Source organism: Dactylosporangium sp. CS-047395, from assembly GCF_050942185.1.
GTDB lineage: Bacteria > Actinomycetota > Actinomycetes > Mycobacteriales > Micromonosporaceae > Dactylosporangium.
On sequence record NZ_CP192015.1, the window covers coordinates 7,761,530 to 7,786,456 of the forward strand.

Annotated in this window: 22 protein-coding genes; 5 read left to right on the top strand and 17 right to left on the bottom strand. The window is 71.9% G+C overall.

Features of this window, described 5'->3' with window-relative positions; all coding sequences use genetic code 11:
* Window positions 1-24: 24 nt before the first annotated feature.
* The 6 genes from ACQP00_RS36595 to ACQP00_RS36620 all read right to left on the bottom strand — a co-directional run bounded on the left by ACQP00_RS36595 (window position 25) and on the right by ACQP00_RS36620 (window position 7,242).
* A complete protein-coding gene (locus ACQP00_RS36595) occupies window positions 25-939 on the bottom strand; it encodes an aminoglycoside phosphotransferase family protein (protein WP_433204792.1) in 915 nt (304 codons plus the stop codon).
* Window positions 936-2,642, bottom strand: coding sequence for a 4-alpha-glucanotransferase (gene malQ / locus ACQP00_RS36600; RefSeq protein ID WP_433204794.1), 1,707 nt, complete (start codon window positions 2,640-2,642; stop codon window positions 936-938). Before malQ ends, ACQP00_RS36595 begins: the two co-directional genes overlap by 4 nt.
* Before the next feature lie 9 nt (window positions 2,643-2,651).
* Entirely contained in the window at window positions 2,652-3,488 is an 837-nt protein-coding gene (locus ACQP00_RS36605; protein WP_433204797.1) for an MEDS domain-containing protein, read from the bottom strand.
* A 105-nt stretch (window positions 3,489-3,593) separates the two neighbouring features.
* A complete protein-coding gene (gene ppk2 / locus ACQP00_RS36610) occupies window positions 3,594-4,481 on the bottom strand; it encodes a polyphosphate kinase 2 (RefSeq protein WP_433204800.1) in 888 nt (295 codons plus the stop codon).
* Window positions 4,482-4,552: 71 nt separating this feature from the next.
* A complete protein-coding gene (locus ACQP00_RS36615) occupies window positions 4,553-6,190 on the bottom strand; it encodes a VWA domain-containing protein (RefSeq protein WP_433204803.1) in 1,638 nt (545 codons plus the stop codon).
* Entirely contained in the window at window positions 6,187-7,242 is a 1,056-nt protein-coding gene (locus ACQP00_RS36620; protein WP_433204805.1) for a hypothetical protein, read from the bottom strand. Before ACQP00_RS36620 ends, ACQP00_RS36615 begins: the two co-directional genes overlap by 4 nt.
* A gap of 282 nt (window positions 7,243-7,524) precedes the next feature.
* Between ACQP00_RS36620 and ACQP00_RS36625 the strand changes: the two genes are divergently transcribed.
* A complete protein-coding gene (locus tag ACQP00_RS36625; protein WP_433204808.1) occupies window positions 7,525-9,210 on the top strand; it encodes a substrate-binding domain-containing protein in 1,686 nt (561 codons plus the stop codon).
* 19 nt (window positions 9,211-9,229) lie between these two features.
* Here the strand turns inward: ACQP00_RS36625 and ACQP00_RS36630 are convergent, their stop codons facing one another.
* The 4 genes from ACQP00_RS36630 to ACQP00_RS36645 are packed head-to-tail and all read right to left on the bottom strand — an operon-like array spanning window position 9,230 to window position 13,227.
* Window positions 9,230-9,760, bottom strand: coding sequence for a hypothetical protein (locus tag ACQP00_RS36630; protein WP_433204811.1), 531 nt, complete (start codon window positions 9,758-9,760; stop codon window positions 9,230-9,232).
* 50 nt (window positions 9,761-9,810) lie between these two features.
* Window positions 9,811-10,467, bottom strand: a complete 657-nt coding sequence (locus tag ACQP00_RS36635; protein ID WP_433204814.1) for a hypothetical protein — start codon at window positions 10,465-10,467, stop codon at window positions 9,811-9,813.
* Window positions 10,468-10,477: 10 nt separating this feature from the next.
* Window positions 10,478-12,205 carry an ABC transporter ATP-binding protein gene (locus tag ACQP00_RS36640; protein WP_433204817.1) on the bottom strand — a complete coding sequence of 576 codons (1,728 nt, stop codon included), beginning with the start codon at window positions 12,203-12,205 and terminating at the stop codon, window positions 10,478-10,480.
* Window positions 12,202-13,227: an ATP-binding cassette domain-containing protein gene (locus ACQP00_RS36645; protein ID WP_433204820.1), complete on the bottom strand. Its 1,026-nt coding sequence runs from the start codon at window positions 13,225-13,227 to the stop codon at window positions 12,202-12,204. The genes ACQP00_RS36640 and ACQP00_RS36645 overlap by 4 nt, the downstream gene beginning before the upstream one ends.
* Here ACQP00_RS36645 and ACQP00_RS36650 point away from each other — a divergent pair.
* Entirely contained in the window at window positions 13,220-13,933 is a 714-nt protein-coding gene (locus ACQP00_RS36650; RefSeq protein ID WP_433204823.1) for a hypothetical protein, read from the top strand. The two genes, ACQP00_RS36645 and ACQP00_RS36650, sit on opposite strands and share 8 nt — an antisense overlap.
* Here ACQP00_RS36650 and ACQP00_RS36655 read toward each other — a convergent pair.
* Window positions 13,896-15,296: a M1 family metallopeptidase gene (locus ACQP00_RS36655; RefSeq protein ID WP_433204826.1), complete on the bottom strand. Its 1,401-nt coding sequence runs from the start codon at window positions 15,294-15,296 to the stop codon at window positions 13,896-13,898. The two genes, ACQP00_RS36650 and ACQP00_RS36655, sit on opposite strands and share 38 nt — an antisense overlap.
* 10 nt (window positions 15,297-15,306) lie before the next feature.
* Window positions 15,307-16,173, bottom strand: a complete 867-nt coding sequence (locus tag ACQP00_RS36660; RefSeq protein WP_433204829.1) for a metal ABC transporter substrate-binding protein — start codon at window positions 16,171-16,173, stop codon at window positions 15,307-15,309.
* 58 nt (window positions 16,174-16,231) lie between these two features.
* Here ACQP00_RS36660 and ACQP00_RS36665 point away from each other — a divergent pair, with 58 nt between their 5' ends.
* On the top strand, window positions 16,232-16,606 hold the full coding sequence (locus ACQP00_RS36665) for a VOC family protein (protein ID WP_433204832.1): 375 nt from the start codon (window positions 16,232-16,234) through the stop codon (window positions 16,604-16,606).
* On the opposite strand, the gene ACQP00_RS36670 is transcribed toward ACQP00_RS36665, so the two are convergent.
* The 3 genes from ACQP00_RS36670 to ACQP00_RS36680 all read right to left on the bottom strand — a co-directional run bounded on the left by ACQP00_RS36670 (window position 16,607) and on the right by ACQP00_RS36680 (window position 19,470).
* A complete protein-coding gene (locus tag ACQP00_RS36670) occupies window positions 16,607-17,194 on the bottom strand; it encodes a TMEM165/GDT1 family protein (protein ID WP_433204835.1) in 588 nt (195 codons plus the stop codon).
* A gap of 276 nt (window positions 17,195-17,470) precedes the next feature.
* A complete protein-coding gene (gene serS, locus ACQP00_RS36675) occupies window positions 17,471-18,757 on the bottom strand; it encodes a serine--tRNA ligase (protein WP_433204838.1) in 1,287 nt (428 codons plus the stop codon).
* A gap of 38 nt (window positions 18,758-18,795) precedes the next feature.
* Window positions 18,796-19,470, bottom strand: coding sequence for a TetR/AcrR family transcriptional regulator (locus ACQP00_RS36680; RefSeq protein WP_433204841.1), 675 nt, complete (start codon window positions 19,468-19,470; stop codon window positions 18,796-18,798).
* Between the two features lie 83 nt (window positions 19,471-19,553).
* On the opposite strand from ACQP00_RS36680, the gene ACQP00_RS36685 reads away from it, so the two are divergent.
* Entirely contained in the window at window positions 19,554-20,972 is a 1,419-nt protein-coding gene (locus ACQP00_RS36685) for a DHA2 family efflux MFS transporter permease subunit (protein ID WP_433204843.1), read from the top strand.
* Here the strand turns inward: ACQP00_RS36685 and ACQP00_RS36690 are convergent.
* Together ACQP00_RS36690 and ACQP00_RS36695 are read right to left on the bottom strand one after the other, a co-directional pair.
* A complete protein-coding gene (locus ACQP00_RS36690; RefSeq protein WP_433204846.1) occupies window positions 20,917-22,419 on the bottom strand; it encodes an MFS transporter in 1,503 nt (500 codons plus the stop codon). The two genes, ACQP00_RS36685 and ACQP00_RS36690, sit on opposite strands and share 56 nt — an antisense overlap.
* Window positions 22,420-22,430: 11 nt before the next feature.
* Window positions 22,431-23,795, bottom strand: a complete 1,365-nt coding sequence (locus ACQP00_RS36695) for a cytochrome P450 (protein ID WP_433204849.1) — start codon at window positions 23,793-23,795, stop codon at window positions 22,431-22,433.
* Between the two features lie 102 nt (window positions 23,796-23,897).
* Here ACQP00_RS36695 and ACQP00_RS36700 point away from each other — a divergent pair, with 102 nt between their 5' ends.
* The gene (locus ACQP00_RS36700; RefSeq protein WP_433204852.1) at window positions 23,898-24,923 is read left to right on the top strand and encodes an adenosine deaminase; all 1,026 of its coding nucleotides are present in this window, start codon (window positions 23,898-23,900) and stop codon (window positions 24,921-24,923) included.
* Window positions 24,924-24,927: the final 4 nt, after the last annotated feature.

Genomic DNA, 24,927 nt, shown 5'->3' on the forward strand with positions numbered 1-24,927 from the left:
CGATATGCGGATCGGCGCAGGCGCTCAGCCCGACCCGACGAGGCGGCGCAGCGCGGCGTGGGCCGGTGGACCCCAGGTGGGTTTGCCGCCGGGTTCGCCCTTGTCGCCCGCGTCGCCGATGAGGATGCCGCTCAGCGCCCGCGTCACCGCACACCCCCGCGCCCGCCGCAGCATGGCCTCGTCGACGCCCGGCCCGTACGCGGAGTGGAACGCATCGAGGGAGTCGTCGGACAGCAGCAGCCAAGCCGAGGCCAGGTCGTACGCCGGGTCGCCCGCGCACAGGTCGCCGAAGTCGATGATCCCGCCGATCGTCCCGTCCGTGGTGAGGACGTTCGCCGGGTGCAGGTCCGCGTGCAGCCACAGCGCCGGCCCCGTCCACGGCGGCGCGGCCACGGCATCGGCCCACACGGCGCGGACGGCATCCGGATCCTTGACCAGCCCCCGCTCGACGGCCTCGGCCAGCCCCCGCTCGACCCCTCCGGCCAGCTCCGCCAGCGGCCCGCCCCGTCCCCGTCCTTCGGGCGCCTCCTCCGGTGCCGGCTGGTGCAGGGCCGTCAGAAAGCCCGCCAAAGCAAGGGCCGCATCCGTGTACCGCGTGACCGGCACCCGATCCGCCGGCGCGCCCGGCACCCAGGTCGTGATGATCCACGGGCGGGGAAAGCGGTCCGACGGCTCGCCGAGGCGCTGCGGAACCGGCACCGGCAGCGGCAGCGACGGGGCCAGGGTCGGCACCCACGCGAACTCCTTATAGAGCAAGACCTCCGCGAACGCCGTCGCCCATGGGAGGCGGACGGCCAGGTCGTCGCCGAGGCGCCACAGCTGGTTGTCCCAGCCCCGCGCGCCGAAGCGCACCGGCCGGTCGACGGCCAGGTCGGGGTGCTGGTCGCGGACCAGGGCGTGGACGAGATCTGCGGTGATGTCGAGCTCGGCGTGGGTCACGCCTGATTGTCCAGCAGGTCCGCGATCTGCAGCATGCGCGGGTCGGCGGTCAGCTCCTCCAGCGTGAGCGGCAGCGGGATGCGCCAGTTCGGGTACTGCTGCGAAGTCCCCGGCAGGTTCGGCTGCCGCGCCTCGCCCAGGACGTCGTACGGCGACGCGAGCAGGATCCGGCACGGCGTGCGGGTCAGCAGCCGGTGCATCGCGACGACGAGTTCGGCGTCCGTGCTCTCCCGGGTGGCCAGGCCCTCGGCGGAGAGCAGGTCCAGCAGCGCGTTGCGGTCCTGCGCGGCCGCCGCCTCCTCCTCGGGGACCGTGCGGGTCAGGACGCCGGCCTCGGCGCGGGCGCGGATGTGTTCGCCGGTCAGGAAGCCCGTGGCGGTCGGCAGGTCGTGGGTCGAGATGCTCGCCATGGCGTTCGCGGGCCACTTGGCCGGGGGGATGAAGCGGCCGTCGTCGTCGCGGGTGAACCACAGGACGGCGGAGCCGAGGATGTTGCGGGCCTGCAGGGTCTCGGTGACGATCGGCTCGACGGTGCCGAGGTCCTCGCCGACCACGACGGCGCCCGCGCGGACCGCCTCCTCGATCAGGACGCCCAGCATGGCCTCCGGGTCGTAGTGGACGTAGGCGCCCTGCGCGGCGCCGTGCTCCGGCGGGATCCACCACAGCCGCCACAGACCCGCGACGTGGTCGACGCGCAGGCCGCCGGCGTGCTCGAAGATGCCGCGCAGCAGCGCGCGGTACGCCTCGTAGTCCGTCGCCGCCAGCCGGTCCGGGCTCCACGTGGCGAGGCCCCAGTCCTGGCCCTGCTGGTTGAACGCGTCCGGCGGGGCGCCGACCTTGGCACCGCGCGCGATGACGTCCTGCAGGGTCCAGGCGTCGGCGCCGCCGGGGTCGATGCCGACCGCGAGGTCGTGGACGATGCCGACGGCCATGCCCGCGGCGGCCGCGTTGGCGGTGGCGAGCTGCTCGGCGCAGCGGCGCTGGAGCCAGACGTGGAAGGCGGCCCGCCGCGGGTCGGCGGCGGCGTACGCGGCCGGGCCCGGGCGGCGCAGCTCCTCCGGCCAGGCCCGCCAGTCGACGCCGTGCACCTCGGCGAGCGCCGTGTAGGTGGCGAAATCGCGCAACGCCGGCTCGGTGTCCGAAACATCCGACAAGCCAGGGAAAAGTGCCTCGAGCGCCGCACGCTTCGCGCGCCAGACCCCGTCGTAGTCGATCAGGTCCGCCGTCGGCGGGCGCAGGGCGTCGACCGAAGCACGAAGCGCATCAGAGCCGTTCTTGTACTCCGGGAGATCCTCGATCCGCAGATAGACGGGATTCACGAAGCGGCGCGACGACGGCGAGTACGGCGAGGACGGCATCGGATCGACCGGCGCCACCGCGTGCAACGGATTGACCAGGATCGCCCCGGCGCCGGTCAGGAAGGCCCAGCGCGCGAACGCGGCCAGGTCCGCGAAATCCCCGACGCCCCAGGATCCGGCGGAGCGCACGCCGTACAACTGGATCATCCATCCCCACGTGCGCGGGACCTCGGGCAGCGCGATCGGCTCGGCCACCGGCATCGCGCCCGCCGTGCGCGGTTCGAGCAGCGCCATGACGGCCCGCACGACGTCGGGGTCGATGTCGACGCGGCGGTGGCCGGCCGTCTCGTACCAGGTGGCCACGCCCCGGGCCGCGGCCTGCGCCGCGAGCGAATCTTCAGACACGCGGCAGTCTTACCCCACCGGGACGTCGGCGACACGATCTCGCAGCACCAGGCTCGGCACCTGCTCGGCCCCGACGAGCTGTAACGCCTGGCGGACGCCCCGCGAGCAGCGCACGACCGTGTGGTGGCGGGGGCGGGAGGCGGCGAAGCGCACGATGTGCCCGGCCCCGGCCGCGTCGACGAAGCTCAGGTCGCTGGCGTCGAGCATGACCACGGAGTCGGCCCCGGCCACGAGGTCGAGGATCGAGGGCAGCGACTCGGTGTTGGACGCGTCGAGCTCGCCGGTGAGGCGCAGGTGGGCGCCCCAGCCGCCGAGCGTGAAGCCGAGCAGCGGGCCGGGGTGCACGGCGCCGATGCGGGCGAGCAGTTCCTTGCCGAAGCGGCGGCGGTCGTAGAGGCACAGGCCGGTGACGCGCGGGTCGCCGAAGAAGCGGTTCACCTGGTGCTCGTAGGCGAACAGGTCGGCCGGGGTCCAGGCGGGCCGGTCGGTCCAGCGCATCTCGCCGGCGAGGGAGATCGCGGGCCAGCCGCCGCGGCCGAGGGTCTCGTCGGCGAGGCGGCCGAGCAGGTCGAGCATGTCCGCGACGCCGAACAGCGGCCCGCCGAAGGAACCACTCATACCGGTGCCGAAGCGCAGGGTGGTGAGTTGCCCGGGCGCGGCACCGCTCACGGCGGTGCCGAGCGCCCGCTCCAGGTCACCCGAATCGGTGTCCAGGAAGATCACAACGCGGTGACCTGCGGTGACAGCGCGTTGCGCGAAGCCCGTCAGCAGCTCGCCGATCTCGTCGTCACTTGAGTAAGCGAGCGTGACGTGCCTGCCGAACAACGCCGCCCCAAGCTCCCGCACGGGGAACACATTACGACGTGAATAAGCGTGTCGAAATTGCCGGACGGATGAATGCCCGACTTGTATTACTCAACCCTCCGGCGCGCCGTTACTCAACGGCAAAGCTCAGAGCCGCGGCGCGTCGTCCGCCTTGTCGTCGGCCAGCGCGGCCGGGCCGATGATCAGCGGGTCGGGCGTGCCGACGAGCTCGACATCCTTGTTGTCGTACGAGAACCGGGTCAGCACGTGCCGCATCGCCTCGAGCCGGGCCCGCTTCTTGTCGTTGCTCTTCACGACCGTCCACGGCGCGTCGGCGGTGTCGGTGTAGAAGAACATCGCCTCTTTCGCCTCGGTGTAGTCGTCCCATTTGTCCAGCGACGCGAGGTCCATCGGCGACAGTTTCCACTGCCGCACCGGATCGACCTGGCGGATCAGGAACCGGGTGCGCTGCTCGTTCTTCGACACCGAGAACCAGAACTTCACCAGCTTGATCCCGGAGCGCACGAGCATCCGCTCCAGCTCGGGGGCCTGGCGCATGAACTCGAGGTACTCGGCCCGGCTGGCGAAGCCCATGACCCGCTCGACGCCGGCCCGGTTATACCAGGACCGGTCGAACAGCACGATCTCCCCGGCGGCGGGCAGGTGCCGGATGTAGCGCTGGAAGTACCACTGCGTCGACTCGCGCTCGCTGGGCTTCTCCAGCGCGACCACCCGGGCCCCGCGCGGGTTCAGGTGCTCCATGAAGCGCTTGATCGTGCCGCCCTTGCCGGCCGCGTCGCGCCCCTCGAAGAGCAGCACCACCCGCTCGCCGCGGTCCTTGATCGTGTTCTGCAGCTTCAGCAGCTCGATCTGCAGGAGGCGCTTGGTGCGGTCGTACTCGTCGCGGGTCATCCGCTCGTCGTAGGGGTAGTCCTCCCGCCACGTGTCGACCGGCTGACCGTCCTTGCGCAGCAGCACGGGGTCGTCGTCATCGTCGTCCTCGACCAGGTAGTCGTCGAGCGAGAGTTCCGTCATCCCTTCGTGGTACCCCAAGCCCCGGCATTTGACCACTGCCGGGGCTTGAACAGCGCCTTACAAGATCAGACTCACTGGTACCCGCGGATCTCCTTGAACGCCCCCGGCAGCGAACCGGTCCGGGCGTCGAAGGTCTTGCCGCCGGTCAGGTCCGCGATCTGCTGCATCTCGGCCACGTTGCCCTCGCCGAAGAGGATCGTGAACACCGGCACCTTGGCCAGCTGCGGCACCCGCGCCTTGAACGCGTCGAGCCGGGCCCCGGCGGTGACCTCGCCGTCGGTCAGCAGCACGATCGAGGTGAACCGGTCCGGGTCCTCCTTGGCCAGCGCCGCGGCCTGGTCGAAGGCGACGAACAGCGCGTCGTAGATCGCGGTGTCCCCGCTGACCTTGAGCCCGCCGGCGTACCCGCGGATCTGGTCCAGCGTCGGCTGGAAGTTGTCCTCGGGGACGTCGAACCGGCTGACCTGCCCGGGCTTGGTGCTGAACGGGATCATGAGCACCTGCTCGCGCCCGTTGAACCGGGTGAACTGCCCCGACAGGCTGGTGTCGGCGCCGGTCAGGCCGGTCAGCGCACCCTTGAGCCCCTCGATCCGCTCGCCCTTCATCGAGCCGGACAGGTCCAGCACGTAGATCGTCCGGGCGGGCTTGCGCAGGTCGTCGCCGAAGGCCCCGATGAGCGCGTTGGCCGCCTCGAGCTTGCCGGGGAACGGCAGCTCGGGCAGGGACCCCCCGCCCTTCGGGCCGAAATCAGGAGCCAGTTGCAGATTTGGTACCGCCGGTCGGCGCCACGTCTTCGCCATGATCTCCTTCTGCACGCTGGGACGGCGCAGATAGTCGGCCACGGCGGCATAGTTCGTCCTGGTCTGCTCGTTGACCCCGGCCAGCAGGGTCAGCGGGTAGTCGGCGGTGACGACGCCGTCGGACGGGTACACGATGGTGAGCTTCTCCGGCAGCTTCCCGGAGGCGTTGAGCGACAGCAGGACGGACTCGTAGTTGACCAGGCCGTCGACGGCGTGGTCGTTCTTCTCGGCCGCGTTCTTGGCGAACGCGTCGGCGAGCCAGCCCGACGAGCCCGAGGTGAGGTTCTGCCCGGCGAAGAAGGCCCGCAGCCGCGGGGTGAGCGGGGCGATCTGGTCGGCGTTGAGTGCGGCGCCGGTGCCGGACAGGGCCGCGGCCACCCCGACGAGCGCGCTGAACCCGGAGTTGGAGCTGGCCGGGTTGGTCATGCCGTAGGTGAACTTGTGCTCGCCGGCCGCGACCGCGATCTCCGACCAGGTCGGGCGGTGATCGGTCCAGCCCAGCTGCTTGGCCACCGTCTCCCGCACGCCCAGCACGACCGGGGAGGTCGCGACCTTGGTGGCGGTGCCGATCCGGTCGCCGGCGCCGGGGTGCAGCTGGAGGTACCGGTTGCTGGCGAACCAGATCGCGTCGTAGTTCTTGGCCGCGTTGCCCGACACGACGTTCTCGACGCCGTCGAGGGTGCCGGTGGCCTGCAGCTTCACCTCGACGCCGGTGGCCTGCCGGGCCGCGTCCAGGATCGGCTGCAGGTCGGTGAGCTCGCTGGAGGCGAGCACGCGCAGGGTGCCGGAGCCCTTGAGGTAGGGCCCCTCGGTCTCGCCGGGCTTGGCCGCGGTGCCGGCGCCGTCGGAGCCGGTGCACGCGCCGAGCAGGAACGTTGCCGCCACCAGGGCGACCGCGAACCGCCTCATGCCATCCTCTCCTCGAGCTTGGTCAGCAGGGCGTGCTGGGTCTGGTAGTCGGGGTCGGGCACGGCGCCGGCGATCGAGTCCGGCAGCGCCGCGTCGCCCGGGCGGACCTTGGCGAACACGGGCGCGGTGAGGGTGCTGTCGGCGGTGCGGAAGCCGTGCTTGGCCGCGAGCCGCTGCAGGTCGCGGTCGGTGGCGAGCAGGTTGGCGACGGTGATCCCGTCCGGGCTGAGCGGCACGACGGTGTGCTCGCACATCAGGGTCGGCGTGGGGTACAACAACGTCTGCCCGCTGCTGAGGCCCTGGTTGACCGCGTGGTCGACGAACTGCGCCTCATAGATGAGCACCATCGGCGCGAAGTCGGTCCCGCGGCGCAGGTAGCTCTCGAACGGCTCCTCGCTGGTGGTGTCGACCGCGCCCTGGTCGGTGAAGAGCTTGGCCACGGCGTTGAGGTCGCCGCCGGTGACCTGGTTGAGCAGCGCGGCGTACATGGCCGCGGAGTTGGAGTCCTCGGGCCGGGTGGTGGCCACGAGCACGTTCTGGGCCACGGGCCGGGCGGTGTTGCCGGGGATGTCGGTCCACTTGAGGTTGCGCTTGTTGGCCTCGACGAGGGCCCTGAGGTCCAGCCGCCAGACGTTCGCGGAGTCGCGCCCGGCGAGCTTGGCGCTCTGCAGCAGGTCGACGATCGGCTGGAAGGTCGCGATGGCGAGCGGCGAGGAGAACACCACGACGCTGTCCCCGGCCGGCTTGGTGTGCTGCGCGATCTCCTGCGCCGCGGCCTTGCTGCTGGGGAACGCGAAGTCGTACCCGCCGGTGCGCGACGGCATCTGCCGGGACCCGACCCCGTCGGCCCGCACCGACCAGCCGTGCCTGGCCAGGGCGGCCTTGACCTCGGGGTCGGCGAAGTACGCCAGCTTCTCGGAGCCGACGATCGCGGTGAGCTGTTTCGTGTTGCCCGGCCCGCCCGCGGCGCCGCGGCCGAGCAGGTGCCCGGCGACGGCGCCGATGACGACCAGCACGAGCACCAGGACGATCAGGGGTCCGGTCCGCTTCACGGCCCCGATTGTGCCCTATCGAGGCAAGCACCTTCCGTCAATGTCCTGTTGGCGGCGTGTTTACTTCGTCCACTGTGGATGGTGTTCCAGTCCCTGGTGTCGGACATGCGACGCCACTTCCGTCCGCGTGCCGGTTGCGTCACCGTGCGTCGCGCGACCGCCCTGAACTGCGGGGAATGCACCATCCGAACGGCCGAGCCTGGGCGCCGACCGGCTGACCGGCGGCAGAATCCGTCCCGCTCGATGTCATACTTGCCCGCGGCCAGGGGGAGGGTGGCGGAAATGGGTAGGCATCAGGCGGGAAGCCGGTCGGTGGGGGCGATCCTGCGCGGCGTCGGGCTCGTGCTCGCCGTGGCCCTCGTCGCGGGCGCCGGCTGGTACGCGCTGCACCGCGACTCCGGCGGCCAGGACGGCGCGAGCTGCCCGACCACGCTGCGGGTCGTCACCGCCTCCTCGTTCACCACCGTCGTCTCGGCCGCCGGGCGCGAGCTGCGCACCGGCCCCGACTGCGTGCTGCTCGACGTCACCAGCGCCGACGGGCGCCCCGCGGCCGGCCAGCTGGGCCAGGTCAGCGCGGACGTGTGGATCCCCGACGACGCCGCCTGGGCCACCATCGCCCCGCCCGGGCAGCTGGTCGCGACCGACAAGGACAACCAGGCCAAGCGGGACACCGGCGCCGGGCAGACCCTCGCGACCACCCCGATCTACATGGTCACCGACGGCCCCACCGCGAACAAGATCAAGGGCGGCGAGGGTGGCGGCTGGTGGGCCCTGGCCGGGCTGCTCAACAACAAGTCCTCCGGCGTGCGGATGGTGGTGCGCGACCCCTCGCTGTCCGGCGACGGCCTGGTCGCGGCCGGGGCCGTGGGCGAGGCGGTCTGGCTCAAGCAGGGCATGGACGCCTCGTCGCTGGCCCTGAACAGCACGCTCGCGGCGACCCGCACCGTCAACCACGACCTGGCCGCGACGCCGGACGTGGCGGGCGAGGTCGGGCTCGTGCCGGAGTACGCGCTGCTGCCCATCATGGACCTGGCACAGAACCGCACCTATCTCGCCGGGGCCGACAATACGGCGCTCATGCGGTACACCTGGCTGCCCACCGCTGCCGCGGCCCGCGACCCCGAGCGGGTGGCGGCGCTGCAGAAGCTGCTCACCGCCTTCAAGTCGCCCGCCGTGCAAGACGCGATGAACGTCGCCGGCCTGCGCACCCCGGGCGGCCCGCGGCCCGAGTTCGAGGGCGGCGACGCGCTGCCGGAGCCCACCGCGAAGCCGTTCGACGTGCTGCAGTCCCACCACGTCCAGCACGTCTTCGCCACCTGGGACCCCGAGGACCGGCGCAGCAACCTGCTCATCGCCGTCGACATCGCGGGCGCCACCACCGGCTCGGGCTCGGGCGGCTCGACGCCGAGCGGCGGCCCGGCCGGCAAGCAACCGCCGATCGAGGTCCTCAAGGCCGGCTGCCGCGTCGTGGGCGACCTGATGCCGGTCGGCTCCCGGCTCGGCCTGTGGGAGATCAGCCCCGGCCAGCCCGGCGGCTACCGCAAACTGCTGCCCACCGACCGCCTCGACGACACCTCCCGGGCCGCCTTCACCCGCTCGGTCAGCACCCTGACCACCCACAAGGCGGGTGCGGGCCTGCTGGACACGATCGTCGCGGCGTACCAGTCGGTCCGCGACGACTGGCACGACGACATGTTCAACCAGGTCTTCATCCTGACCGACGACGCCAACAAGGACAGCGCCAACGCCCAGGCCGTGGCCACGATGGTCCAGAAGCTCAAGGACCTGCAGGACGAGGAGCGCCCGGTCACGATCAGCATCGTCGTGCTGGGCAAGAAGGACGCCGCCGACCGCCTGAAGACGGCGCTGTCCACGCTCGGCGCCGGCACGTACGTCGACAACGCCCAGAGCGGCGAGGACGTCCAGGCCGCCTTCATCCACGTCGTGGCCGGCGGCCTGCACGAGTAGCCAGAGGCCCAGCGGCTGGCTAGAGGCCGAGGGGCGCCGTGAAGGCGAACGCCTCGTCCAGGTGGGCGGCGAGGTCCGCCCCGCCCCACCGGGCGAGCCGCCCGTGGAACGCGACCAGGTCCCGGTGCACCCCGCCGAGCAGCTCGGCCAGGTGCGCCGGGGTCAGCTCGATGTGCGGCCCGGCGTACACCGGCGGCACCCCCTGCGGCCCCGTGTCCTGCCACACCGTGATCGTCCGCTCCCCGAACGACAGCAGCGGCGTCGGGTCGTGCCCGAGCCCCGGCGACCACCGCTCCCGCACCGCCCGGACCCACTCCCGCCACTCCTCGAGCCCGCAGCAGCACCCCGGCACGATCGCGGTCACGCCGTCGTCGAGCACCAGCCCGCCGGGCGCGATCAGGTGCTCCTCGGCGACCAGCTCCCCGGCCGTGACGTTGTTGTAGTCCGCCACCACCGCCGCGAACAGCCCGACCTCGTCAGCGCCGCAGCTCCCGTCGAGCGTGAGCCAGCCCCCGGGGACATCGACGACCGCCCGCAGCGTCACGCTCACGAGCCGATTCTGGGTCCCGGCGGGCGGTGTTGTCACGTGCCCGAGCTCGCTCAGTGATCCTGGGCGCCGCCGGTCCGGCGGGGCGGCTCGACGACCTTCACGGTGATCTCCTGGAGCCACTCGCCGTCGGGGCGTTCGTGCTCGCGCCGGTGCTCGTGCTGGAGGGCGCCGATCGGCCCCGACTCCGGGAAGCGGGTGGCGTCGTACGTGACGATCGTGGCCGGGCCCGAGTCCAGCCACGACGACGGGTCGAGGCCGTAGGCGTCCATGGCGGCGAAGACGCCCGCGCCGCTGGAGTCGGCGAGCGGGTACTCCGCCTCGAACGGCAGCGGGTCGCCGATCGCCAGGCCGGCGGTCATGCTCGCGTGCTGGACGAACACGTGCCGCACCGCCGCGCCGTCGCGGGCGACGGTCAGCCAGTAGGAGCCGGAGACCGTCTCCGCGCCGGCGCCGACGACCGTGCCGAGGGCGCTCGACAGGGCGACGATCAGGTCGGGGTCGCTGGACAGGATCATCGAGGTGTCGAGCAGGTACCCCTTGCCGCTGCCGCCCCCGAGGAGCATCTCGAACTCGCCGGGGTCGATGTCGGCGTCCTCGACGCGCTCGACGCGGTCGCCGATCTCGAACTCGCCGGTGTGCCGGAGCAGCTCATCCAGCAGGGTGTCCGGGTCGGCGGTGGCGACGAGGTACCCACAGTGCAAGCCCATGCGCAGCACCCTAGTGGCCGGGCAGCGGCTCCGCCGTCCCGTGCCACTGGCGCCAGAGCCGCGCGTACGGGCCTTCGCGGGCGATCAGCTCGTCGTGCGGGCCGAGCTCGATGATCCGGCCGGCGTCCAGGACCGCGATCCGGTCGGCGTCGTGGGCGGTCTGCAGGCGGTGGGCGATGGCGATGACCGTACGGTTGTGCAGCACCGCCGCCAGCGCCCGTTCCGCCGCGCGGGCCGCCCGCGGGTCGAGCAGGGCGGTCGCCTCGTCGAGGATCACCGTGTGCGGGTCGGCGAGCAGCACCCGGGCGAGCGCGAGCTGCTGGGCCTGGGCGCCGGTCGGCGGGTGGGCGCCGAGGTCGGCGTCGAGGTCCAGGGCCCAGTCGGCGCCGACCGTGTGCAGCGCGGCGGCCAGCCGCTCGTCGGGCGCGGGCACGATGAGGTTGTCCCGGACCGTCTCGCGGAACACGTGGTGCTCCTGCGTCACCAGGACGACCTGCCGGCGCAGCAGGTCCGGCGGCAGCCCGGCCACGGCGACCCCGCCGACGGTGACCGTGCCGGTGCGCGGGCGGTCCACGCCGGCCAGGAGCCGGCCCAGGGTGGACTTGCCGGCGCCGGAGAGCCCGACGACGGCCAGCCGCTCGCCGGGCTGGACGGTGAGGTCGACCTCGTGCAGGACGTCCGGGCCGTCGGGGTACGCGTAGCTGACCCCGCGCACCTCGATGCGATCCCCGTCGGGGCGGGCGGTGGTGGACGGGGGCACCGGCGGTACCACCGCGAGCCCTTCGACCCGGGCGAAGGCGGCACCGCTGCTCTGCAGTTGCTCCAGCCAGGTGAGGATGCCGTCCATCGGGCCGATCAGCTGCCGCAGATAGAGGGCGGCCGCCACGACGGTGCCGAGCGACGCGCGATCGTCGAGGTGGAGCAGGCCGCCGAGGAGCAGGACCAGCACGACCGGAACGTTGTAGGAAGCCTCGGCGGCCAGGTAGTAGACCGACCGCAGCCGCAGGGTCGCGAGGCGGCTGCGCCGGGTGCGGGCGATCGCGGACCGTCCCGCCGCCAGCCGGGATTCCTGCAGACGAAAGGCTTCGATGGTACGCGCACCCGCCGTCGTCGCCGCCAGTTCCTCCGCGAGCTGCGAGTTGGCCGCGCCCTCCTCGAGGTACGCGGCCCGGGCGCGGCGCAGGTACCAGCGGCCGGTGCCCACGAACACGGACAGCCCGAGCAGCCCCGCCACCCCGAGCCGCGGGTCGAGCACGAGCACCGCCGCGACCAGGAACAGCACCTGCGTCCCGGCCAGGAACACGGCCGGCAGCGCGTCGCGCAGCGTGGCCGCCACCGCGTCGACGTCGGTCGTCCCGCGCGCGGCCAGGTCCCCGGCCGGCACCCGCTCGACGACGGACGCGGGCAGCTCGAGCGCCCGGCCGAGGAACGCGACCCGGATCCGGGCGGCGGCGCGCTCGCCGAAGCGGTACCCGGCCAGCAACGCCGACCGCTCGAGCAGCGTCCGCGCGACCGCACACCCGACGACCCCGGCGGCCAGCAGATCGACCCGCGCGGCGGCCCCCGCCCCGCCGACCGCGTCGATCATCGACCCGAGCAGGTACGGCCCCCCGAGCGCGGCCACCGCGGCCACCACGTTGAGCAGCAGCACCCCGCCGGCGGCCCACCGGTCGGCCGCGATGAGCCGCCACGCGGCCCTGACGGTCTGCCGGCCGTCCGCGACGGGCAGCGTGCTCACACCGTCTCCTGGAAGGTGCGGCTGACCAGGTCGCGGTAGCCGGGTGCACGCTCCAGCAGCTCGCGATGCGTCCCGGACGCCGCGACCCGCCCGTCGACGAGCCAGTGCACGACGTCGGCGCGATCGAGCAGTACCGGCGACGTGGTTGACACCAGCGTCCCCCGCCCGGCCCGCACGGCGGCGAGGCGCTCGGCGATGGCCGCCTCGGTGTGCGCGTCGACGGCGGACGTCGGATCGGCCGCCAGGAGCATCTCCGGATCGGCGGCGAGCGCCCGGGCGAGCCGGACCCGCTGCCGCTGCCCGCCGGACAGGTTGCGCCCATCCCGCTCGACGGGGTGCTCGAGCCCGGCGATGTCGGTGGCCACGGCGGCCTGGATCGCGCTCGGAACGGCGTCGTCGCCCGCGCTCCCGGCGACCACCTCGCGCAGGGTTCCGGCGAACAGGTCCGCGTCGTGATCGGCAACGAGAATCCGCGCTCGTACCGCCTCCTTGCCGACGTCGCCGATCCGGTACCGCCCCCAGGTGGCGCCGGTCGGCCCGTACCGCCCGAGCCGGTCGATGACCGCCGCCGCGTCCCCGGGCCGCGCCGACACCAGCATGGTGAGCTGCCCGGGCTCGGCGACCACCCCGGACTCCGGATCGCGCAGCGTCGCCGGTCCCCCGGGCGCGGCGCCGTCCCCGGGTTCTTCGACGGGCAGCCGCAGGAACCTGATCACCCGCCGTGCCGCGATGACCCCGCGGCTGATGTCGGCGGTGCTGAGGATCAGCATCCAGGTGGGCACGACGAGGACGGCCACGTACCCGTAGACCGCGACGAGCTCCCCGACCGTCAGGTCCCCGCGCACCGTCAGCCGAGCCGCGAGCCAGGTCACCGCCCCGAGAAAGATCGCCGGCAGCCCGTCCCCGAGCGCGCTGATCCAGCTCAGCGGCCCCCCGAGCCGATAGCACTCGGTCCTGACCGTTTCCGACTGTCCGGTGTACCGCCTGAGGTGCTGCTCCTTCCCGCCGAGCCCATTGAGCACGCGCAACCCCCCCGAGCACGTCGACGAGCCGCGCGGCGAGCTGCCCCTGTTGTTCGCGGTAGGCACCACCGGCACTGTTGAGCCGCCGCAGCAACGGCCCGAGGACGACGCCGAGGACGACGACGCCCGCCGCCACGACCAGCGTGATCATCCCGGAGACCTGGCTCAGGAGGGCCAGAACCACGGTGTAGGCGACCATAGCACCGGCGCCGGGCCCGGTCACATTGAGCGCGCGGGCAACCAGCCACACGTCGCCGATGCCGATGGTGACGACCTCACCGGCGGTGATACTGCGCGGGAGGGCCGCTCCGAGTGCCACACCGTGTTCCATGACCGCATCGACCGTTCGCAGCGCACCGTCGAGCCGGATCTTGGTCATGGTGCGGTGCCGGAGGACGCCCAGGACGGCGTTGGTCAGGCCTACCACGAGGATCGCGGCGGACCAGGCGATGAGGGGGCCTGGTTGCTGGGGGCGCAGACCACGGTCGATCGCCTGGGAGATCAGGTACGGCGTGACCGCGAGGCTGATCATCCAGAGCGAACTCCAGAGCGCGCCCAGCGCGGTGCGCCACCGCTGCTTCCAGGCCAGCCATCCCAGATACCGTCCGGGCCCCCGTGTCCGCACCCGCTCATCATCGCCGATGCGTCACGCGCTTTTCCGCCCCGAATCAGGAAGGCGTGGTCGGGGAGTCGAGCCAGGCGTTGATCAGGCCCGTGAAGTCGCGGCCCGTCTGCTTGTTCACGAAGGCGACGAAATCCGCCCGGTTGCGGGCCGTCCCGGTATTGGACGCGGCCCAGGAGCGGCCCAGGGCGAAGAACCGCTCGTCGCCCAAAGCCTTGTGCAGCTGGCGCAGCATCAGGGCCGGGCACACGTACACGTTGTTCTCCGCGAAGCTGTCCGCCCGTGGGCGGCCCGGCGGGCCCAGGCGCTTGCGCAGGTCCGCGTCCGACACGCGGGCCGACTGCTCCCAGCGGGTCAGGGCCGCCGCGTCGCCGTCGGTGCGGTACAGCTGCTCGATGTAGCTCGCCCAGCCCTCGTTCAGCCAGACGTCCTGCCAGGTCGCGGGGCCCACGGCGTCGCCGAACCATTGGTGGGCCAGTTCGTGGACGAGGACGTTCGTGGCGCTCCGGGCGTCCTGGACCGTGTCGGCACCGATGGTCATCATCTGCTGGGTCTCCATGGCGGACTGGGACGGTACGAGCACCACGCCCGTCGACGGGAACGGGTACGGGCCGAAGCGGTCCTCCAGCCACTGGACGTACACGGGAAGCCTTCGAAGGGCATCGAGGCGCACGTCGCCGTCGGAAGGTCGCGTCCACAGCGTGATGGGCAGGTTGTGCGGGCCGGTCAGGGCGGTCCTGGTGTACTGGCCGACGGCCAGGGTGGTCAGGTAGGAGGCGACCGGGACCGTGGAGCTGTAGCGGTAGGTGCCGTCGGTGCTCGGGCCGGGGGTGCCGCTCGCGATCGCCGACCAGCCCGGCGGGACGGTCACCGCGATGTCGTAGAGGGCCTTGTCGGAGGGCTGGTCGTTGGCCGGGTACCAGGTGCTCGCGCCGTAGGGCTCCTGCATGGTCCACAGGCTGCCGTCGGCGGTCACGGTCAGGCCGAGGGGTTCGACGTCGCCGCGGTGGGAGGGCATCGGGACGGTGGCCGGGGTTCCGGTGTACCCCACGACGAGCGTCGTCACCGCCCCGGCCGGCACTGGCTTTTCGACCACCAGATCGCCGTCGGTGATGTGTGCCGGTGCGGGGGTGGCGTCGACCGTCGTGGAGGTCAGCGAGTACGCCGGGGAGAAGTCGAGGCGCAGGGCGGACACCGCGCGGACCGCCCGGATGCGGATGGTCGCGGTGCCGGTGAGCGTGCGCGGCTGGGGTGCCCAGGTCAGGGCCAGGTCGTAGTGCAGGACGTCGAGGGCCGGGTTGCCGTACGCCGGGTAGAGCGGGTCCGCCACGGGCGCCGAGGTGCCGTCGCGGTTGGAGCGGTCCTCGACGGCGGCGATCGGCTGCTCGGCGGGTGTGCACCCGGCCAGGAGCAGCGCGGTGACCGTCGTTGCCAGGGCGCGTCGCACCGGAACCAGGTTAACCGCAGTCCAGGGCGGTGCGGAGGGCCGCGAGGTTGGTGCGCATGACGGTGAAGTAGGTCTCGCCGTCCTCGACGCCCTCGATCGGGTCGAGCACCGCCGCCCGGGCGCCGATCTCGCGGGCCACGGTCTCCGACAGCTTCGGGCTGACCAGGGACTCGAAGAAGATCGTGGTCACGCCGCGCTCCTTGGCCAGCCGGGCCACGTCGCGCACCCGCTGCGGGCCGGGCTCCTCGTCGGGGTTCAAGCCGGTCACCGGGACCTGCGTCAGGCCATACCGCGCGGCGAGATAGCCGAAGGCCTCATGACTCGTCACGACGTCATGCCGCACACACGATTGCAATCCTTGGGTGTACTCCCGGTCGAGCGCCGCAAGCCGCTCCCCCAGTCCCGCCGCCCGCTGCCGGAACTCGTCCGCGTGCGCCGGATCGGCCTGCGCGAGGCGGTCCGCGACCCGGTCCGCGATCGCCGCCAGCCGCAGCGGGTCGAGCCAGACGTGCGGGTCGGCGTCGTGCAGGGAGGCGACGCCGGCCACGTCGAACGTCTTCGCCTTGGCCTGCAGGTCGGCGCCCTCGTCGACGGCGGGCTGGAAGCCGCGCAGGTACAGCACGAGGTCCGCGTCCTCCAGTGCCGCCAGCTGGCTCGGCTGCAGCTCCAGGTCGTGCGGCTCGGCCCCGGCCCGGGTGAGGTTCTCGACCCCGACGTGCGCGCCGCCGATCTCCTGGGCGACGAACTGCAGCGGGTAGAAGCCGGCCACGACGTGCACGCGCCCGTCCTCGGCCGGCGGCTCGAACGCGCACCCGGCCAGGCTCCCGGCCACGGACAGCAGGGCCGCCGCCAGGATCGCCGCCGCCCGCACTCGCATGCGGCAAGTCTCCCTGGTGATGACAACCATTGTCAAAAACGCATGAGAGACTCGGGTCATGCTCGCTGACGCCGCCGCCATCGCGTTCGTACCGTCCACCGACCTCGACCGGTCCCGCGCCTTCTACGGCTCCGTGCTGGGGCTGCCGCTCGTCGAGCAGACCCCGTTCGCGTGCGTGTTCCGGGCCGGCCCGACGATGCTGCGCGTGACGAAGGTCGAGCAGCTCTCGGCGCAGCCGTTCACGGTGCTCGGCTGGTCGGTCCCGGACCTGCGGGCGACCCTGGCCGGCCTGGTGGCGGCGGGGGTGACGGTCACCCGGTACGAGGGGATGCCCCAGGACGACCAGGGTGTGTGGGCCACGCCGGGCGGGGACCTGATCTGCTGGTTCCCCGACCCGGACGGCAACAACCTGTCGCTGACCCAGTTCGCCTGATCAGAGCAGCTCGCGCAGCGCCTCGACCAGCAGCCAGATGCCGAAGATCACGAAGAGGACCGAGGCGCCGTAGCGGATCGCCCGCTCCGGCAGGTGCCGGCCCAGCTGCCGGCCGACGACGATGGCGAGCGCGTCCGCGGCCACCATGCCGACCGTCGAGCCGATCCAGGTGCCGAGCCAGCCGTGCTGGGTGGCCAGGGTGATGGTGGCGAGCATGGTCTTGTCGCCGAGCTCGGCCAGGAAGAACGAGACACCGACCGCGATGATCGCCGAGCGGGTGGTGCGTTCGGCCTTGCCCTTCTCCTCCTCGGTGAGCTTGTCGCCGCGCAGGGTCCAGGCTCCGAAGGCGAAGAACGCGAGCGCCGCCACGAGGGAGATCCAGCCGGTGGGGAGGGTGGCCCCGAGCCCGTACCCGACGGCGACCGACACGAGGTGCACGACCGCGGTCGCGATGGTGATCCCGATGAGCACCGGCATCATCCGGAACCGCGTGGCGAACGTGAGCGCCATCAGCTGGGACTTGTCGCCCAGTTCGGCCACAAAGATGACACCGAAGCTGATGGCCAGGGCGGCGAGGAACGCACTCAAGACAGAACCCTTCCCGGATCAGACCGGGAGGCGAGGGAGTCTGGACGACCTCGACCCGGCCGTCCAGCTCGAATTGCACAGCTGACAGCGAGTCGAAAGTCTCGTCCGCTCCCGAACACGGAAGCCGCGCGGCCGGGAGACGCAAGCGCCGCCAGTATGTCGACCGGGCAGTTGAGGACTACTCCCCTTCGTTCACCCGCCAGCCTACCCGATCCAGGCTGTCCGGCACGACGTGATCAGCGGCACGCCGTACCGGAAAGGCCTGGAAAAACGGGGCTAGCGCCTCGCGGGCCTGGTGATGCGGTCGGTGCCGACCTTGTCGCGCAGCACCTCCGGGACCAGCACCGAGCCGTCCGGCTGCTGGAACTGCTCCAGGATCGCCGGCAGCAACCGGCTCGTGGCCAGGGCCGAGCCGTTCAGGGTGTGCACGAAGCGGTTGTTCTTCGAGCCCGGCACCCGGTAGCGGATGCCGGCCCGGCGGGCCTGGTAGTCGCCGGCCCAGGAGACCGACGAGACCTCCTTGTACTTGTCCATGCTCGGCATCCAGACCTCGATGTCGAGGGTCTTGCGCATCGAGGCGCTCGCGTCGCCGGCCGCCAGCAGGGAGCGGCGGAAGTGCAGGCCCAGGTCGCTGACCAGGCCCTCGGCGTAGTCGACCATCTCCTCCAGGGTCTTCTCGCCGTCCTCGGGGGCGGTGAACTGGAAGATCTCGACCTTGTTGAACTGGTTGCCGCGCACGGTGCCGCGCTCGTCCGAGTGGGAGCCGGCGCGCTCGTCGCGGTAGCAGGGGGTGTAGGCGTACACCCGGTGCGGGAGGGCGTCGGTATCGAAGATCTCGTTCTGGAACGCGCCCAGGATCGCCGTCTCGGAGGTGGGCAGCAGGAACTTGCCGCGCTCGCCCTCGCCGACGGCGATGTGGAAGACCTCGTCGTAGAACTTCGGGAACTGCCCCGCGGCGTAGCCGGCCGAGTCCAGCAGCAGGTGCGGCGGGAGCATGAACTGGTAGCCGGCCGCGAAGTGCCGGTCGATGAACCAGTTGATCAGGGCCCACTCGAGGCGGGCGCCCCAGCCGGTGTAGATCCAGGAGCCGGAGCCGCCGAGCTTGGTGCCGCGCTCGAAGTCGACCAGGCCGAGCTCGGTGGACAGCTGCACGTGGTCGCGCAGGTTGTCGATCTTCGGCACCTCGCCGAAGACCTTGATCACCTGGTTGCCCTCCTTGCCGCCGGCGACCACGTCGTCGGCGGGGAGGTTGGGCAGCACGCTCATCGCGGTGTCGAGGTCGCGCTGGGTCTGGGCCAGGCGCTCCTCGAGCTCCTGCAGCGCGGCCTTGGCGTCGCGGGTGGTCTCGATGGTCTGGCCGGCCGCCTTGGCCGCGGCGAAGGCGCGCGCCTCCTCCTTGCGCCGGGCCCGCTCGGCGTCGATCTCGCCGATCAGCTCGCGGCGCTGCTTGTCCAGGTCGGCGATCGCACTCAGCGAGCGGGACACCTCGGACGGATCGAGCCTCTTGGACAGCCCGGCCTCGACCGAGGCCCGGTCCTTGCGAATCAACTCGATGTCGAGCATGCCGCCGCGCACCTTCCAGCAGTGAACAATAGGGATGCTCAGGATGCTACCGGGCGGCCCGCAGCCATTTTCTCCACCGCGCCCATCAGCAACGCAATCCCGAAGTCGTAGTAGCGGTCCACGTCGGGCAGGCTCTGGTACGTGTCGGCCAGCCGGACCATCTGCGGGTAGCGCTCGGCCGAGAGGCTCTGCAGCTGGATCCGCTGCGTGCGCAGCCAGTCGCCGACCTGGTCCGGGGGCACGAACATCGGGCAGCCGGGCTGGGCCTGCACCAGGCCGATGGCCGAGTGCAGCAGGTAGGAGGCGACCCAGTACCCCTCCTCGAGGCTGAATCCCGCCTGCTCCAGCAGCGCCAGGGAGTCGTTCGTGGCGCGGGTGAAGCTTTCCACGTCCTTCTTGTCGACGGCGTGCAGCAGGTCGGGCAGGCAGGGGTGCGCGCGCATGGCGCGGACCAGGGCCTCGACCATCGCGCGCAGCTGCACCGGCCAGGGGTCGCCGGTCCCGCGGTCGGCGCGGACCTCGCTCAGGACGTGGTCGACGAGCCCCAGCAGCAGCTCGTCCTTGTTCTTGAAGTGCCAGTACAGCGCCATCGGGGTGACGCCCAGCTCGGTGGCCAGGCGCCGGATGGTGATCGCGTCCAGGCCCTCGCTGTCGCCGATGAGCAGGGCCCGGTCGGCGACGGCGGTGCGGGAAAGGGAGGTCTTCGGCGGCACTTGACAACTGTACAACGTATGGGTTCTCCTCTACAACGTACATGTACGACGTACAGGTACACCGTATAGGGGGAGCGTTCACCATGAGAAATCGCTGGCTGGCCCTGGTCGCCGTGGCCCTGGGCACCTTCATGACGTACCTCGACAACAACGTCGTCAACGTGGCGCTGCCGTCGATCCAGAGCGACCTGCACCTGAGCATCTCGGGCCTCGAGTGGATCGCGAGCGCGTACATCCTGGTCTTCGCCGGCCTGCTGCTGGTCGGCGGCCGCGTCGCCGACGTGTTCGGCATGCGGCCGATGTTCTTCGCGGGGCTCGGCATCTTCACCGCCGCCTCGGTCGCCGCGGGCCTGGCCGGCAGCCAGGAGATGCTGATCGGGGCCCGGGCGGTGCAGGGCATCGGCGCGGCACTGCTCACGCCGACCGCGCTCGCGCTGCTCACCGAGCTGTTCCCGGATCCGAAGGAACGCGGGGCGGCGATCGGCGTCTGGGGCGGCGTCGGCGCCCTGGCCCTGGCCATCGGGCCGCTGACCGGCGGGTACCTGAGCCAGCACGCCTCCTGGGGCTGGATCTTCCTGATCAACGCCCCGATCGGCCTGGCCACCGCGATCCTGGCCGCGCTGTCGATCCCGGCCTCCACCAGGAAGGCCACGAACCGCAGCCTGGACCTGCCCGGCCTGGCCACGAGCGCGCTGGCCCTGTTCGCGCTGACGTACGGGCTCATCGAGGGCGAGGAGCGCGGCTGGACCTCCGGCGTCATCCTCGCCTCGTTCGCCCTGGCCGTGTTCGCCGCGATCGGCTTCGTCGTCATCGAGCGGCGTACCGAGCATCCGATGGTCGACCTGAACTTCTTCCGGCTGCGGGTGTTCAGCGGCGGCCTGGCCACCATGGGCCTGTGGGCGTTCGGGGTCTTCGGGATCTACTTCTTCACCGCGATCTTCCTGCAGAACGTGCTCGGCTTCTCGCCGACCGAGGCGGGCTCGGCGTTCATCCCGATGGCGCTGCTCATGGCGGTCATGGCCACCCTCGCGCCGCGGCTGGAGGCCCGCTTCGGCGCCGGTCGGACCGTCGCGGCCGGGATGGCGCTGATGGCGGCCGGCGTCGGCGGGCTGGCGACGGTCGGCGAGGGTTCGGGGTACACCGACCTCCTGCCCTGGTTCCTGGTCTTCGGCCTCGGCGGGGGCCTGCTGGTGCCGCTCAACAACGTGGTCCTGAGCGCGCTGCCGCAGGCCCGGGCCGGGATCGCGTCGGGCATGCTGAACGTCTCCCGCGAGGTGTTCGGCCTGCTCGGCATCACGATCCTCGGCGCGATCCTGTCCAACCGGGAGCACGCGGCGAGCGGTGCGCCGCTGCACCGCTTCCTCGACGGGTACCAGTTCGCGCTCGTCATCGCGGCCGCCCTGGTCGCCGCCGGGGTGCCGATCGCGCTGGTCGCGCTGCGCCGGCTCAGGACTCCGGCGGCGACGGCAACGATCGAGACGCCGGAACTGCAACCGGTGTAGCCGCCGCCGGCGGTTCGCAGACCGCGCAGTGCGAGAAGCTGGGCGCCTCGGCCGGCTTGCGGTTGCTGATCGTCACCGCGGCGAGCAGGCCGGCCACCACGCACAGCACGGCACAGATGAGCACGGCCCGGTGGAAGCCGGCCGACAGCAGATCGGGCGAGGCATAGGCCGCGCTGGTGATCCCCGCTGCGGCCGGCAGCACCGCGACGGCGACCAGGCCGGCCGCGCGGGCCACGTCGTTGTTCACCGCCGAGGCCATCCCGGCGTGGGTCTCGGGCGCGGCCGACAGCGCGGTCGAGGTCAGCGGGGCCACCGTGATGGCAAGACCGAGACCCAGCACCAGTACCGCGGGCAGGACCTCGGTCAGATAGGCCCCGTCGGCGTCGATGCGGGTGTACAGGGCCATGCCGATCCCGGCGACGATCGGGCCGGCGCTCATCTGCAGCCGCGGCCCGATCCGCGCCGCCAGGGCGCCCGACCGGGAGGACAGCAGCAGCATCACGATCGTCACCGGCAGCAGCGAGACCCCGGCCTGCAGCGGCGAGTACCCGGCCACCTGCTGCAGCTGGATCGGCAGGAGGAACAGGGCCCCGCCGAGTGCGCCGTACACGATGAAGGTCACGACGTTGGTCGCGGAGAACTGGGCCGAGCGGAACAGCTCCAGGGGCAGCATCGGGTGGGTCAGGCGGGTCTGGCGCCAGAGGAACCCGGCGATGAACAGGGCCCCGGCGAGCAGCGCGGCCAGCACCTGCCAGCTCCCCCAGCCGAGCGCCTGGCCCTCGATCAGGCCGTAGGTGACGCCGATCAGCCCGAGCGTGACGAGCCCGCCGGAGAACAGGTCGACGTGGCCGCTGGCCTGCTCGTCGCGCGACTCGGGGACGTGCCGCCAGGTGATCAGCACGACAGCGGCCGCGATCGGCACGTTGATGGCGAAGATCAGCCGCCACGAGTCCGCGCCCAGGCCGACCAGCCAGCCGCCGAGGAACGGCCCGATCGCGGTCGCCACGCCGCCGAGGCCGGACCAGGCGCCGATCGCCTTGCTGCGGTCCTCGGTCCGGAACGACGCCTGCAGGATCGCGAGGCTGCCCGGCGTGAGCAGCGCCGCGCCGATGCCCTGCAACGCCCGGGCGGCGACCAGCAGCCAGCCGCTCGGCGCGACGCCGCACAGCACCGACGCGGCCGCGAACCACACGACGCCGACGGTGAAGACGCGCCGCCGGCCGTACCGGTCGCCCAGCGCCCCGGCCAGCAGGAGCAGGCCGGCCAGGGTCAGCGTGTACGCGGTGACGACCCACTGCAGCACCTGCAGGCCGGTGCCGAACGAGCGGCCGATCGCCGGCAGCGCGATGTTGACGACCGTCGCGTCGATCGCCGCGATGCCGGAGCCGAGAATCGTGGCGGTGAGCACCCACCGGCCGGCGGGGCTGGAGTACGCGAGGCCGCTCATGGTTGTCGAACCTACTTGCGCAGCCCCTTCACGCGCACCTTGAACGACATCGCCGGGCCGGGTGTCGGTGCGGTCTTCGTCACCAGGGTGTACTCCGGCGACTCCAGCTCCAGGTCGAGCCGGTGGAACAGCCGGGCCATCGCGAGGGCCATCTGCACGTCGGCGAAGCTCTTGCCGAGGCAGGTGTGCGGCCCCCGGCCGTACGGCGAGTAGGCCCCCGGCTGCAGGTGCTCGGCCCGCGGCTTCTCGAAGCGCGTGATGTCGAACGTCGCGGGCTCGGCGAAGTACTCCTCCATGAAGTGCGGGACGGTCGTGCCGATGTACACCATCTCGCCCGCCTTGATCGTGTGCCCGGCGAACTCGAAGTCGCGGGTGGCGGTGCGGATCAGGGTCACCGCGACCGGGTACAGCCGCATGGTCTCCATCAGCGCGTACCGCGTCGCCGGCAGCTTGCGCACGTCGTCCTCGCTGACCGGCCCGCCGCCGTCGAACAGCGCGTCGGCCTCGGCCCGGATCCGCGCCAGGACCTCGGGGTGCTTGAGCACCGCGTAGACGAACGCCGCCGTGGTGTTCGCGACCGTGTCCAGCCCCGCCACGTAGGGCCCGGTCAGGGTCATCACCAGGTCCTCGGCCGGCACCAGCCCGGGCCGGTTCAGGTGGGCGTCGATGAGATCCTCGACGAGGTTGCGCTCGGCCTCCGGCGTCTGCCCGTGGCGCGCCTTCAGGTCGGCCGCCATCCGGTCGCCGAGTTCGAAGACACGAGCCTTGGCCTTCTTGTACCGCGGGTTCCTCAGCAGGATCCGCGGGCGCTGCTTGGTGACGAGGACATTCAGCACGTACAACGTCAGCAGCCGGATGTCCGGCACGTATTCGCGGGGCGCGCTGCCGGTGAGCAGCTCGCCCAGTTGCTCGGTGACCAGGTACTGCATGCCCTGCACCACGGGCACCGTGCTGCCGGGCTTCCAGTCCCGTTCGAGGACCCGGTCGGTGATCTCCAGCAGCTCGGGCACGCGGCCCTTGATCGCGTCGCGGGAGTACCCGCGGCGCATCAGCTCGCGCAGCTCCTTGTGGCTCTCGCCGTCCTCGCCGGTGATCGTGCGGGTCGCGCCGTACTCGTCGACCATGCCCTGCCAGAACTCCTTGGAGCGCAGGCACTCCCGGCCCTCGCGGGAGTTCATGAAGTCGGCCGCGGCGGCCCCCGCGAGCACCGTGTAGGTGCGGCCCAGCAGCTTCATCCTGAAGACCGGGCCGTGCTCGCGGTACGCCTTCACCAGGAAGGCGCACGGGTCCTTGCCCATCTCCAGCGCGCTGCCGAAAAACGGCACGCCCTTCACCGTCGGCGTCGGCTGCACCGGCGTCGTATTCGTGATCGTCATCCCGCCCCCTTGTCGGGATTCAGGCTATCGAACGCGATGATTTTCTGATGCCCCGCGCGTTACTGAACGGTGACGATCGGCTACCTGTTACGGTCGTTTTTCATGCGGGATCTCACTGCCTTCGTGGCCGGACTGCCCAAGGTCGAGCTGCACGTGCACCACGTCGGTTCGGCCGCCCCCGCGACGGTCGCCCGCCTGGCCGAGCGGCACGCCGGCAGCACCCCGGTCCCGGCCGACCCGCTGCTGCTCGCCGAATACTTCACGTTCACGGACTTCGCGCACTTCATCGAGGTGTACCTCTCGGTCGTCGACCTGATCCGCGACGCCGAGGACGTGGCCACGCTGACGTACGACATCGGGGCGGGCCTGGCCGCGCAGAACGTCCGCTACGCAGAACTCACGCTCACCCCGTACTCGTCGATCACCCGCGGCATCCCGGCCGAGGCGTACTGCGAGGCCGTCGAGGACGCCCGCGCCCGCGTGGCCCGCGACCACGGCACCGAACTGCGCTGGTGCTTCGACATCCCCGGCGAGGCCGGCCTCCCCTCGGCCGACGTGACCCTGGAGACGGCCCTGAAGCACCGCCCTGACGGCCTGGTCAGCTTCGGCCTCGGCGGCCCCGAGCGCGGCGTACCCCGCGAGCAGTTCGCCCCGCACTTCGCCCAGGCCCGCGCGGCCGGCCTGCACAGCGTCCCGCACGCCGGCGAGTCCACCGGCCCTGAGACCGTCTGGGACGCCCTGCACCACCTGGGCGCCGAACGCATCGGCCACGGCATCGCGTCGGCGTCCGACCCCCGGCTGATGGCCCACCTGGCCGAGCACGACATCGCCCTGGAGGTCTGCCCGACCTCGAACGTCTGCACCCACTCGGTGCCGTCGCTGGCCGAGCACCCGCTGCCGGCCCTGATCGCCGCAGGCGTCCCGGTCACCATCAACTCCGACGACCCGCCGATGTTCTCCACCACCCTGAACCAGGAGTACCTGGTCGCCGCGGCCCTGCTCGGCCTCGACGAACACGGCGTGGCCGACCTGTCCCGCACGGGCGTGCGCTACTCGTTCCTCGACGAGTCCGGCAAGGCCGCCCTGCTGGCCGAGATCGACACCTACACCGAGGCCGCGACGAAGTAGGTCC